Origin of the sequence: Mesorhizobium sp. M4B.F.Ca.ET.058.02.1.1, assembly GCF_003952505.1 — a bacterium.
Classification (GTDB): Bacteria; Pseudomonadota; Alphaproteobacteria; order Rhizobiales; family Rhizobiaceae; genus Mesorhizobium.
In genome coordinates this window covers 1,939,122-1,951,663 of record NZ_CP034450.1, presented here as the reverse complement: position 1 = coordinate 1,951,663, position 12,542 = coordinate 1,939,122, and the positions used below count along the sequence as shown (strand labels likewise).

At 66.1% G+C, this 12,542-nt stretch carries 12 protein-coding genes; 10 read left to right on the top strand and 2 right to left on the bottom strand.

Features of this window, described 5'->3' with window-relative positions; translation table 11 throughout:
• Positions 1–21 precede the first annotated feature (21 nt).
• From EJ073_RS10025 to EJ073_RS10015, 3 genes are all read left to right on the top strand, one after another.
• The gene (locus tag EJ073_RS10025) at positions 22–1,071 is read left to right on the top strand and encodes a DMT family transporter (protein ID WP_126055584.1); all 1,050 of its coding nucleotides are present in this window, start codon (positions 22–24) and stop codon (positions 1,069–1,071) included.
• Positions 1,064–1,267 (top strand): hypothetical protein, encoded by a 204-nt coding sequence (locus EJ073_RS10020; RefSeq protein WP_126055583.1) that lies wholly within the window; start codon positions 1,064–1,066, stop codon positions 1,265–1,267. Before EJ073_RS10025 ends, EJ073_RS10020 begins: the two co-directional genes overlap by 8 nt.
• A 168-nt stretch (positions 1,268–1,435) precedes the next feature.
• On the top strand, positions 1,436–1,882 hold the full coding sequence (locus EJ073_RS10015) for a MucR family transcriptional regulator (RefSeq protein ID WP_126055582.1): 447 nt from the start codon (positions 1,436–1,438) through the stop codon (positions 1,880–1,882).
• Between the two features lie 122 nt (positions 1,883–2,004).
• Here EJ073_RS10015 and EJ073_RS31505 read toward each other — a convergent pair whose 3' ends face one another.
• Positions 2,005–2,142, bottom strand: coding sequence for a hypothetical protein (locus tag EJ073_RS31505; protein ID WP_189347935.1), 138 nt, complete (start codon positions 2,140–2,142; stop codon positions 2,005–2,007).
• A gap of 135 nt (positions 2,143–2,277) precedes the next feature.
• Between EJ073_RS31505 and EJ073_RS10010 the strand changes: the two genes are divergently transcribed.
• Positions 2,278–4,155, top strand: a complete 1,878-nt coding sequence (locus EJ073_RS10010) for an ABC-F family ATP-binding cassette domain-containing protein (RefSeq protein ID WP_126055581.1) — start codon at positions 2,278–2,280, stop codon at positions 4,153–4,155.
• Positions 4,156–4,175: 20 nt separating this feature from the next.
• Here the strand turns inward: EJ073_RS10010 and EJ073_RS10005 are convergent, their stop codons facing one another.
• Positions 4,176–5,897 carry a BTAD domain-containing putative transcriptional regulator gene (locus EJ073_RS10005; RefSeq protein ID WP_126055580.1) on the bottom strand — a complete coding sequence of 574 codons (1,722 nt, stop codon included), beginning with the start codon at positions 5,895–5,897 and terminating at the stop codon, positions 4,176–4,178.
• A gap of 149 nt (positions 5,898–6,046) precedes the next feature.
• Between EJ073_RS10005 and EJ073_RS10000 the strand changes: the two genes are divergently transcribed.
• From EJ073_RS10000 to dapB, 6 genes are all read left to right on the top strand, one after another.
• Positions 6,047–6,709 (top strand): peroxiredoxin, encoded by a 663-nt coding sequence (locus EJ073_RS10000; RefSeq protein WP_126055579.1) that lies wholly within the window; start codon positions 6,047–6,049, stop codon positions 6,707–6,709.
• A gap of 84 nt (positions 6,710–6,793) precedes the next feature.
• The gene (locus tag EJ073_RS09995) at positions 6,794–7,222 is read left to right on the top strand and encodes a hypothetical protein (protein ID WP_126055578.1); all 429 of its coding nucleotides are present in this window, start codon (positions 6,794–6,796) and stop codon (positions 7,220–7,222) included.
• 49 nt (positions 7,223–7,271) lie between these two features.
• Entirely contained in the window at positions 7,272–8,414 is a 1,143-nt protein-coding gene (locus EJ073_RS09990) for an FAD/NAD(P)-binding oxidoreductase (protein ID WP_126055577.1), read from the top strand.
• Positions 8,415–8,625: 211 nt separating this feature from the next.
• A complete protein-coding gene (locus EJ073_RS09985; RefSeq protein ID WP_126055576.1) occupies positions 8,626–10,746 on the top strand; it encodes a molybdopterin oxidoreductase family protein in 2,121 nt (706 codons plus the stop codon).
• A 90-nt stretch (positions 10,747–10,836) separates the two neighbouring features.
• Complete coding sequence (gene speB, locus EJ073_RS09980) at positions 10,837–11,646, top strand: agmatinase (protein WP_126055575.1); 810 nt, start codon at positions 10,837–10,839, stop codon at positions 11,644–11,646.
• A gap of 62 nt (positions 11,647–11,708) precedes the next feature.
• Complete coding sequence (dapB, locus tag EJ073_RS09975; RefSeq protein ID WP_126055574.1) at positions 11,709–12,485, top strand: 4-hydroxy-tetrahydrodipicolinate reductase; 777 nt, start codon at positions 11,709–11,711, stop codon at positions 12,483–12,485.
• Positions 12,486–12,542: the final 57 nt, after the last annotated feature.

The window sequence follows — 12,542 nt, the reverse complement described above, 5'->3', positions numbered from 1 at the left end:
ATCCACAATTCGGAACAGCTCATGGCCAGGCAGGAAAACAGGACGCCATCCCGGATCGTCCGGGATGGAACGGCTCCCGCGGCCGCGCTGGCCTTTGCCGCAGGCGCGGTGGCGCTGTGGTCGACCAATGCGCTGGTCGGCAAGTCGCTGCTTGAAAATCATCCGGTGTCGCTGGTGCAGTTCCTGCAATTCACCGGCGCCGCGCTGGTCTTTGCGCTGATCAGGCTGCGCACCTTACCTTCTCCCCTTAGGGGAGAAGGTGGATCGGCGCGCAGCGCCGAGACGGATGAGGGGTGTTGGCGGGATCGCCGTCGTTGCCAAGCTGGAACACCCCTCATCCGTCGCCTTCGGCGACACCTTCTCCCACAAGGGGAGAAGGGGGAGACAACCAACCTCGCCGCCTTTGCCGTGGGCTTTATCGGCCTCGTCGGCACCATGGTCCTGCAATACATCGCCTTTGCCGCGATGCCGGTGATCGAGGCCAACCTCGTCGCCTATACCTGGCCGCTGATGGTGGCGGCCGCCATCATCGTGCTGGACAGCCCGCGCCGCCCCGTGTTGCTCGGCATCACCGCCGCGCTCGGCTTTCTCGGCGTGGCGCTGGTCATCTCGGGCGGGCGCGAGCAATCATGGTTCCAGGGCAATCCCGCCGGCTATCTCGCAGCCTTCGGCTCGGCGCTGTGCATGGCCTTCTATTCGATCGCCGTCGGCCGCCTGGCCACGCCGCCGGACCGGTTCCTGCTGCCGTCCGCGCTTGCCGGCGTGGCCCTGACCTTCGCCTGGTGCCTGCGCGACGGCGTCGCCTGGCCGGTTGGGGTCTATGTCGTTGCCGGGCTCTATCTCGGTGCCGGCCCGATGGGGCTCGGCTATTATTTCTGGTCGCGGGCGCTGAAGCTCGACCGAGGCGGCAAGGTTGCGGTTGCCGCCTATCTCACGCCGATCGCCTCGACGCTGCTTTTGGCGCTTTCGGGCGAGACGCTGACGACGACGGCCGTTGCCGGGGCCGTCCTCGTCATTGGCAGTTGCATTGCGGTGGGCATCGAAGGTCCGGAGGCCGGGAACAATGCTTGACGAGGACGAACGCCGCGCCAGACAGGAAGCGCATTGGCTGGTAAAGGAATTCGGCGCCGAGGCGCCGCTTTACGCCGCGATGAAGGCGGAAAAGGCTATTGAGCAGAAAGATTTCGGTCGTTGTGCCCGTTGGAAGCGTATTCTCGAAATTTTGGCCGATCCCGACCCGTCCAAGTCTGTCGCCTCGAAGTATTAGATTTTCTAAATTGCGCGAATCCCGAGGCCATGAAAATATCAGCTCGTATTGAGTCTGCAGGGTTTATTGAATCTTGTCGATCCGTTGGGGAGCACGGTCAAAATCGATACATCATCAAAAGTCTACAACTATAGCTGGTGACCTGATCGCCGGCAGAGGGAAAAAAAATTGCACAATATCGATGACAAGACCGCAATTGAACTGACCGCCGACATTGTTTCGGCCTATGTCGGCAACAATCCGCTTCCGGCCTCCGGACTGCCGGATCTGATCGCCAGCGTCAGCGCCTCGGTGCGCAAGCTGAGCGCCGTTGCCGCCGCCAAGGAAGCGCCGGTGCTCAATCCTGCCGTCAATCCAAAACGCTCGGTGTTTCCGGACCATATCGTTTGCCTGGAGGACGGCAAGAAGTTCAAGTCGCTGAAGCGGCATCTCGCCACCGACCACGGCCTGACGCCGGACGAGTATCGCGCCAAATGGGGCCTTGCGCCCGACTACCCGATGGTGGCGCCCAGCTATTCGGCGACCCGCTCGGCGCTGGCCAAATCTTCCGGCCTTGGCCGCAAGCCGGCCGCGGCTCAGCCGACCAAGGTGGCGAAGCGCAAGCCCAAGGCCTGATTTTCCGGATCGAAGATAAGGCTCCCCGACGCAGCGACGCCGTGTGACCATCTGGTTGCACGGCGCGTTGCGGCGGTGCGTTGACGTTCAGGTTTGCGTCGAACACTGCTTCGGCGCCGCGCTCACTGTCCCGCCAGTTGTGCCGCCTCCAGCGATGCCGCGCCGTCGCCACTACCGTCGAACAGCACGACCTGCGTCGCCAGCGCGGCTGTCGTGGCGACCTGGAAGAAGATGAAGGCGAGGGCGACGTAGCGGATCACCGGCCTCAAACGCCTCGCGACGCATCTGGTTCCCCCGGCCGCGCTTTTTGCAATCAGGCCGCCCGCGGCCGCTGGCGAAGCCTCGTCCAGGCGTGGCACTTGCGAAGCGCCGGCCAGCCGTGCAAAAGCGCGGCCATGCTTATCATCAACGATCTCTCGCTGCGCATGGCGGGGCGCCTGCTTCTCGATCATGCCTCGCTGACCTTGCCGGCCGGCACCAAGGCGGGTCTTGTTGGCCGCAACGGCACCGGCAAGACCACCTTATTCAAGGCGATCACCGGCGACTTCCCGTCCGAGACCGGCTCGATCAGCCTGCCGAAGAACACCCGCATCGGCCAGGTGGCGCAGGAGGCGCCGGGCACCGAGGAGCCGCTGATCGACATCGTGCTCAAGGCCGATGCCGAACGCCAGGCACTGCTCGAAGAGGAAAAGACGGCCACCGATCCGCACCGCATCGCCGAGATCCACACGCGGCTGGCCGACATCGACGCGCATTCGGCCGAGTCCCGCGCGGCCACCATCCTCGCCGGCCTCGGCTTCGACGACGCCGCGCAGAAGCGTCCGGCATCGTCCTTCTCCGGCGGCTGGCGCATGCGCGTCGCGCTGGCGGCCGTGCTCTTCTCCGAGCCCGACCTTCTGCTCCTCGACGAGCCGACCAACTATCTCGACCTCGAAGGCACGCTGTGGCTGGAGAACTACGTCTCCAAATATCCGCACACCGTGCTTTTGATCTCGCACGACCGCGACCTGCTCAACCGCGCCGTCAACTCGATCGTCCATCTCGACCAGAAGAAGCTGACCTTCTGGCGCGGCGGCTACGACCAGTTCGAGCGCCAGCTCACCGAGCAGCGCGAACTGCAGGAGAAGAGCCGCGTCAAGCAGGAAGCGGCGCGCAAGCACATGGAGTCCTTCGTCGAGCGTTTTCGCGCCAAGGCCACCAAGGCCAGGCAGGCGCAGTCGCGCCTGAAGGCGCTGGAGAAGATGAAGCCGATCGCGGCCATCGTGAACGACACGGTGCGGCCGTTTTCCTTCCCCGAGCCGGTGAAGACGGTGGCCTCCCCGATCGTTGCGCTCAACGGCGTCAATGTCGGCTACACCGAGGGCGCGCCGATCCTGAAGAAGATGACGCTGCGCATCGATGCCGACGACCGCATCGCGCTGCTCGGCGCCAACGGCAACGGCAAGTCGACCTTCGCCAAGATGCTCGCCGGTCGGCTCAAGGCCGAGACCGGCACCATGACCGTGGCGCCGGGCCTGAAAGTGGCGATCTTCGCCCAGCACCAGCTCGACGATCTGCGCCCCGAGGAAAACGCCTATGAGCATGTGCGCCGGCTGATGCCCGAGGCGCCGGAATCGAAGGTGCGCGCCCGCGTCGCCCAGTTCGGCCTCACGACCGAGAAGATGAACACGGCGGCCAAGGATCTTTCCGGCGGCGAGAAGGCTCGGCTACTGATGGGCCTGTCGGCCTTCGACGGGCCGAACCTGTTCATCCTCGACGAGCCGACCAACCATCTCGACATCGACAGCCGTGAATCGCTGATCCATGCACTGAACGATTTCCCCGGCGCGGTGATCCTGATCTCGCACGACCGCCATCTGCTGGAGGCCACCGCAGATCGGCTGTGGCTGGTCAAGGACGGCGCGGTGAACCCCTATGACGGCGACCTTGAGGACTACAAGACGCTGGTCACCGGCGTTTCCTCCATCCGCCGCGAACAGAAGGAAGCAGACAAGGCCTCCAAGGCCGACCGCCGCCGCGAAGCAGCCCAGCGCCGCGCCGCGCTCGAACCGCTGGCGAAAGAAATCCGCGCCACCGAGGCGCTGATGGACCGCATCCGCAAGCGCATCGACCTGATCGAGGACGAACTCGCCAATCCCGCGATCTACGAGAAGGACCCCTCGACCGCGACACGGCTGGCCAAGGAGCGCTCGCAACTCGCCGCCACGCTCGCCACCAACGAGGACAAATGGCTGACGATGTCGGCCGAGTACGAGGAAGGCATCGCGGAGTAGGGGAGAAGGCGAGGCGCCTTCTACCCGGCCAACCTCACCTCGACCGCTTGCGCCCGCGCCAGGCATCGCTCCCGGTCGCGCGGGCGGCCTAGCTCGGCGTAGCGCGCGGCCGCTTCGCGCAGCAGTGCCGATGCCTGGTCGCTTTCGCCCCGCGCCTGGCGATGCACGCCGCGCGCTTCCCAGACGGCGGCGACCCACGGTCCGCCCTGCCACATGCCGGCCAGCCGCTCGGCCTCGTCGATGCGCCGGCTCGCCTGGTCGAGTTCGCCGGCCTCGGCCAGAGCGATCGAGGACGCGACACGGAAACCCATCGAGCAGGGCTGGCAGGTGCATTTTTCGGCGAGCCGGCGATCGCCTTGCCGGATCGCCTCCATCGCCTGCGATTGCGTCGCCGCCGCCTCGACCGCCAGCGCCTGGAAGCGGATCAGCAGATGCGGGGCGAGCCATGTCGATTCGGCAAGACGCAAGCCCTTCTGCAGGAGCCGGCCGGCGCGCCATTTCTGGCCGCGCGCCAGCGCGATTTCGCCGAGTCGATGCAGCGCCAGCGCCTCGCCGAAAGGGGCGCGCGCTGCAGCGCTGAGCTGGGCTGCGCTGGTCAACAGCTCCTCGGCTGCCCTGAGCCGCCCCGAGAACAGCTCCGCCTCGCCGAGGATCAGCGAGGCAAGCACGCGGCCTGGAACCGATCCGGCGGCCTCGGCGATGCCCAAAAGCTCGCGCGCCGCCTTTGCCATGTGTTCATGGCCGCCGGCCCGGTAGAGGCAGAATTCCGCCAGGCACAGATGGCCGTCGAAGACATTGGAGGCAACACTTGGCGCGCCGCGAACCCAGTCGACGAATTCGGACTGGAAAAGCTCCTGCCATTGGCCTTGCATGTGCGCCGCGAGCCCGATCAGCGCGCTGGCCTCGCCGACCTCGCGCCCGAGTGCGGCCGCGATCGCCAGCGTACGGGCTTCCGTGCCCTTTCGCCCGGCATCGCCGAAGTCGCCGCTGTTGAGCTGGATGATGCCCCAGGCCAAAAGCCCGCGCACCCGCTCGGCGATCCCGGTCGGCTGCGCATCGCCGAGCGCCAGCGCCTTCTCGTAGATGGCGACCGTCGCCGCTTGCGGGCCGACGCCGAGATCGACGCGCAGGCTTTCGCGCAGCCGCTCGAATTGCCTGACGACCTCGCCGCGATTGCCGACCTCGAGCGCCGCCTGCATCAGCGCCCGCGCGGCACGCTCGTCGGCGGGGTCGACCGCCAGCAACCGCTCCCATAGGCCGGCCACTTCCAGCAGGCGCACATGGAGCTCGCGCAGACGCTGGCGCGGCTCTTCCGCCCATTCCGCGTAGCGGTCCTCCGGCAGCAGGTCGCCGCCGTAGCGCTGGGCCGCCCGCTCCGAGGCGACTTTATCGCCCGCCTGCAGCGCTGCCGTCGCCTCGACCTCGAACAGCGCGGCATCGATGGCGATCTCGGCGTCCGGCGCCAGCGCCACGATCTCGCCGTCGAGCTCTATGATCTCATGCGCGCCGAGCGCGCGCCTGGTGAAATGCACGGCCTTGCGCAGGTTGGCGGCCGCCGCCTCCGGCTCGAGGTCAGGCCACAGCGCGTCCATCACCTGCTCGCGGTGCAGCCGGTGGCGCCGGGCGAGCGCCAGCAATTTGACCAGCGTCACGCTGCTGGTGCGCCGCCATGCGGCCGCGGAAGCCGCGCGTCCATCGACGGACACGCGGAACTGGCCAAGCAAATCCACCTCTACACGCATTTCAGCTCCCCAGACGCCCCGGGCAACCATAGTCCTGCATCGATGCCGATTGAAAGAGCCGGCACACGCAAAGCGCATTCGGGGAACGGTGGAGGAACGCCGGTCGGTCAGTATCGCCGCGTCAACCTATTCATACAGGAGAACTCACCATGTCCATCCGCATCAACGACACCGCCCCGGACTTCGAAGCCGAGACGACGCAAGGCCATATCAGCTTCCATTCATGGCTCGGCGAGTCCTGGGGCGTCCTCTTCTCTCATCCCAAGGATTTCACGCCGATCTGCACCACCGAGCTCGGCTACATGGCCAAGCTCAAGCCTGAATTCGACAAGCGCAACGTCAAGATCATCGGGCTCAGCGTCGACCCCGTCGACCGGCACCAGAGCTGGGCCATGGACATCGAGGAGACGCAAGGCCATGCGCCGAACTACCCGATGATCGGCGACCCGACGCTTGCGATCTCCAAGCTCTACGACATGCTGCCGGCCACCGTCGGCGACACGGCGGAAGGCCGCACGGCGGCCGACAACCAGACGGTGCGCAACGTCTACGTCATCGGGCCGGACAAGAAGGTCAAGCTGCTGATCTCCTATCCGATGACCACCGGCCGCAACTTCGACGAGATCCTGCGCGTCATCGACTCCCTGCAGCTAACCGCGAAGCACCGGGTCGCGACGCCGGTCAACTGGCGCCAGGGCGAGGACGTCGTCATCGCCGGCTCCGTGTCGAACGACGAAGCGGCCAAGATCTACCCGAACGGTTGGAAGGCGCCGAAGCCCTACATCCGCATCGTCCCGCAGCCGCACGCCTGAGCCGCGGCCGCGTGGGCCGCGGCCGGGGAGCGGCGAGACGCTTCCCGGTCGCGCGCCCTGGCACAATCGCAGGAGCAGACCGCCATGACCGTGCATTACGTCAAGCCCGCCATCGCCGTCTTCGACGCCACGCCGGAGCGGCTGTTCGAATATATGAGCGCCGGCAACCACCGGCATCTGGCCTTCAAGAGCCACCGGCTCGCGGGCGTGGCCGGCAGCATCGTCACGCTCGACGCCGAGGTCTATAATCCCGACGGAAGCACCTTCGCCATGCAGGTCCAGCATAGGCTCGATCCGCCGCGCGGCATCGAGACCAGGCTGACCGGCGGCGCCTTCGACGGCGCGCGGTTCACCCACAGCTACACGCCGATGGGCGGCAGGACGAAGGTGGATCTGGAGGGCGACTTCCCGGCGCTGCCCGGCATGAGCGATGCCGACACGCTGACAATGATCGACGGCTTTTTCAGCGTGATCTTCGCCGAGGACGCCGCCACCCTCAGGCACGGGTCATAGGGACCTTGGGTACGACGCGCGTCATTCCAAGCAAATATGAGAGGATAACATGAACACTTCCAGCAAGCCGCGCGTCCTCGTCCTTGGGGCGGGTTTTGGCGGCCTCGAACTTACCAGCCTGCTTTCCGAGACCTTCGGCGACGGCATCGACGTCACCTTGATCGACAAGAGCGACGCCTTCGTCTTCGGCTTTTCCAAGCTCGACGTGATGTTCGGCCACAGGACCGCGGACGCCGTGCGCCTGCCTTATTCCAACTATGCGAAGCCGGGGGTGCACCTGCTCAGGCAGACGGTCACCGCGATCGACCCGGAGCGGCGGCGCGTCACCACCGATGGCGGCGTCCACGAGGCCGATTTCCTCGTCGTGGCGCTCGGCGCCGACTACGATTTCGACGCCACGCCGGGGCTCGCCGACACCAACGAATTCTACACCGTCGCGGGTGCGGAGCGGCTGCGCGACGTTCTGCCCACCTTCACCAAGGGGAGGGCGCTGGTCGGGGTTTGCGGCGCGCCCTACAAATGCCCGCCGGCGCCCAGCGAATGCGCGCTCATGCTGCACGACTACTTGGTCAAGCGCGGCGTGCGCGAAGCCTGCGAGATCAACTTCGTGCTGCCGCTGCCGAGCCCGGTGCCGCCGTCGCCGGAAACCTCGCGCGCCCTGGTCGCCGCCTTCGTCGAGCGAAACATCGGCTTCATTCCGGGCCGCCGCGTCGCGTCGATCGACAATGCGCGGAAGGTCGCAATCCTCGACGACGGCGTGGAGATGCAATTCGACCTGTTCCTCGGCGTGCCCAGGCACCGCGTGCCCGACGTGGTGATAGCCAGCGGCATGGCAGAGAATGGCTGGATCACGGTCAATCCGAGGACCCTGGAGACGAACTATGCCGGCGTCTATGCCGTGGGCGACGGCGCCAACACCGGCACGCCGAAGGCCGGCGTGTTCGCGGAGGGTGCGGCGCGTGCCGTCGCCAGCGACCTGATCGTTAAGCTCACCAACAGCGGCACGGCGAAACAGTATGACGGCTTCGGCACCTGCTACATCGAATTCGGCGGCGGCCGCATCGGCAAGGTCGAGGTCGATTTCTTCTCCGGCCCGAAGCCGACCGGCACCTACCACGAAGCCTCGCTCGCGCTGCGCGCCGACAAGGAGCATTTCGGCTCCAGCCGCCGCGCGCGCTGGTTCGGCATGTGAGGGGGCGTCGCGCCAATCCCCGAGGTTGGCGATTGGCGAAACCGGCAGCGACAGCCAATCTCCCCCACAAGTGGGGAGATTGGCTGTTTCAACGCCGCGCAAAAAGACCTACTGCCGCAACCCCACTGCGCAGCACATCTTGGCAGAACAGTGCCAACTCGCGCCCAATCTGGACCTACACGCCGCGCCTGAATCCCGCTAGACAACCCCCATGAACCAGCACGCCAAGCTGCGATTCGGCCATTCGGCCTGTCCGCACGACTGCCCGTCCACCTGCGCGCTCGAAGTCGAGCTGCTCGACGAAAACCGCATTGGCCGCGTCCATGGCGCCAAGGCCAACAGCTACACGGCTGGCGTCGTCTGCGCCAAGGTCGCCCGCTATGCCGACCGCGTTCATCATCCCGACCGCCTGCTGAAGCCGCTGATCAGGGCGCGTGCCAAGGGCGAGGGCGCCTGGAAGGAATCCAGCTGGGACGCGGCGCTCGACCTCGTCGCCGAGAAGTTCCTCAAGGCTGAGGAGACATACGGCTCGGAGACGGTCTGGCCCTATTACTATGCCGGCACGATGGGTCTGGTGCAGCGCGACGGCATCCACCGGCTGCGCCACGCGAAAAAGTACTCCGGCTTCTTCGGCTCGATCTGCACCAATCTCGCCTGGACCGGATGGATGGCGGGGGCGGGCGCGCTGCGCGGTCCCGACCCGCGCGAGATGGCGAAGTCGGATTGCGTGGTGATCTGGGGCACCAACGCCGTGGTCACCCAGGTCAACGTCATGACCCACGCGATCAAGGCACGCAAGGCACGCGGCGCCAAGATCGTCGTCATCGACGTCTATGAGAATGCCACAACGAAACAGGCCGACATGGGCCTGGTGCTGAGGCCCGGCACCGATGGCGCGTTGGCCTGCGCGGTCATGCATGTGCTGTTCCGCGACGGTTTTGCCGACCGCGCCTATCTCGAGAAATACACTGACGATCCGCGCGGGCTGGAAGAGCATTTGCGGACAAAAACGCCGGAATGGGCGGCAGCGATCACCGGGCTCGATGTCGCCGAGATCGAAACCTTCGCGCATCTCGTCGGCACGACGAAGAAGACCTATTTCCGCCTCGGCTACGGTTTCTCGCGCCAGCGCAACGGCTCGGTCAACATGCACGCTGCGGCCTCGATCGCCGCCGTCACCGGCGCCTGGCAATATGAGGGCGGCGGCGCCTTCCACTCCAATTCGGGCATCTTCAAGCTGAACCAGGACGTGCTCGAAGGTACAGCGATGCGCGATCCCAACATCCGTCATCTCGATCACTCGCGCATCGGCCCCGTGCTGACCGGGGCGAGCGACGCGCTCTATGGCGGACCGCCGGTGACGGCGCTGCTCATCCAGAACACCAATCCGGTCAATGTCGCGCCCGAGCAGCGGCTGGTGAAGCAGGGTTTTCTGCGCGACGACCTGTTCACCTGCGTGCACGAACAGTTCATGACCGACACGGCCAGGCTCGCCGATGTCGTGCTACCGGCGACGATGTTTTTGGAGCATGACGACATCTACAAGGGCGGCGGCAACCAGCACATCACGCTGGGACCAAAACTGATCGATCCGCCCGAGGGGCCGCGCACCAACCATTTCGTCATCGAGGAGCTGGCAAAACGGCTCGGCGTCGGCGACAGGCCGGGCTTCGGCCTGACCGAGAAGGAGCATATCGACATCATCCTCGGCAAGCGCGGGCTGGGCGGCTTCGACAGCCTGAAGGAACAGAAATGGATCGATATGCAGCCGGATTTCGAGGCGGCGCATTTCATCAACGGCTTCGGCCATCCGGACGGAAAATTCCGCTTCCGCCCCGACTGGTCAGGACAGGCGGCGCCCAACCGGCCGCCGAGGAGCATGGGCCTGTTCGGGCCGGTCGAGCGGCTGCCGGAATTCCCCGACCATGTCGAGCTGATCGAGGCAGCGGACGAGGCGCATCCGTTCCGGCTGACCACCTCGCCGGCGCGCAACTTCCTCAACTCGACCTTTGCCGAGACGCCGGTGTCGAAGCAAAAGGAGGGCAGGCCGGTGCTGCTGCTGCATCCCGAGGATGCCGCCGGGCTGGGGCTTGCCGATGGCGGTCGCGTCGAGGTCGGCAACCAGCGCGGCGAACTGGTGCTGCACGCCAAGTTCTTCGACGGCATCCAGCGTGGCGTGGTGATCGCCGAAGGCATCTGGCCGAACAGCGCGCATGAGCGCGGCGAGGGCATCAATGTGCTGACCGGCGCCGACGCGCCGGCGCCCTATGGCGGTGCGGCGCTGCACGACAACAAGGTGTGGTTGCGCAAGCCGCAAGAGCTTAGGGCCTGACCCCGCGATCTGGCCCAAGCGCCTGCCGTCGCAGCCGCCAGATCCCGCGTCTATAGAGACACCCTGTCTGTTGCGACGAGGGAGGATGTCGTGAGCAAGATCTCGCTTCTGGGCATTCCGCATGATGAGAATTCGTCCTGGCTGCGCGGTGCGGCCGAAGCGCCGCCGCTCATCCGGCGCGAGCTCACCAGCGATGCTTACAGTTCATGGTCGGAAACCGGCTTTGACCTCAGCGACCGCTTCATCGATCATGGCGATATCGATTTCGCGCAGGCCGGCGATCCGTGGGAGCGGATCGAAGACGAGGTGGGTCGCGCGCTGGATGCCGGCCATCCGCTGATCTCGCTCGGCGGCGACCATGCGATCACCTGGCCGCTGCTGCGCGCGGTGCGGCGCCGCCACCCCAGCCTGACGATCCTGCATATCGATGCCCATCCCGATATCTATCATGCCTATGATGACAATCCGCGCTCGCACACCTCGCCCTTCGCACGCATTATGGAGGAGCGGCTTGCCGACCGGCTGATCCAGGTCGGCCTGCGCACCGTCAACGACCACCACCGCGACCAATTCAAGCGCTTCGGTGTCGAGGTGGTGGAGATGCGGCACTTCAAGGAAGGGCTGCGGCTTGACCTCAAGACGCCGGTCTATGTCTCCATGGATATCGACGCTCTCGATCCGGCCTTCGCGCCCGGCATTTCCCATCGCGAACCAGGCGGGTTCACTACCCGCCAAGTGATCGGTCTGATCCAGTCAATCGACCAGCCAATCGTCGCCGCCGACGTCGTCGAATACAATCCGCGCCAGGACCTCTCCAACGTCACTGCGCTTGTCGCCGCCAAACTGGTAAAGGAGATCGCCGGCATGATGCTGAAGACGAATGGCGCGACTGCCGGCTGAATCAATTTGGCAAGGCGGCGTGCTAAAGCTCTGTTCCGACTAGCCTCTCGACAGGAATAGCCATGCCGCAGCCGCTCAGGATCGCCATAGCCGGCGCGCTCGGCCGCATGGGCCGGCAGATGGTGGAAGCCGTCGTGGCCGATCCGCGTCTGGCGCTCGCCGCCCGCTTCCACCGGCCTGGCGCCACCGGCGAGGTTCTGGACGAGCGCGACGAAGCGCTGGCGCTTGCTGACGTCGTCATCGACTTCACCACGCCGGCCGCGTCGGCTGAGCTTGCCGAGGCTTGCGCCCTGCGCGGCGGTCCGGCGCTGGTGATCGGCTCGACCGGCTTCGACGCCGCCGAACTTGCCGCGATCGCCGCCGCCGCGAAGAAGATCGCCATCGTGCGTTCCGGCAGTTACTCGCTCGGCCTCAACATGCTGACCGGGCTGGTCGAGCAGGCGGCGCGCGCGCTCGGCCCCGGCGATTGCGACATCGAGATATTCGAGGCGCATCACCGCTCAAAGGTCGACGCGCCCTCGGGCACGGCACTGATGCTGGGCGATGCGGCCGCGCAGGGACGGGGCGTTGCGCTGGCAGACGCGGCGCGGCGCGGCCACGACGGCGTCACATTTGCACGTCCGTCCGGCGAGATCGGCTTCGCGGTGGCGCGCGGCGGCAGCATTGTCGGCGAGCACAGCGTCAGCTTCCTGGCCGACGGCGAGGTACTGACGCTGTCGCATTCGGCCGACGACCGCTCGATGTTCGCGCGCGGCGCCATGGCGGCCGCGCTGTGGGTCGCCGGTCGCCCACCCGGCGAGTACACCATGCGCGACGTGCTGGCTCTCGGCGCCTCCTAACCGGCAAACTCGCCGGGTTCCATTTCGGCAGCCGCTAAAATGACTGAAAGCCAGCTG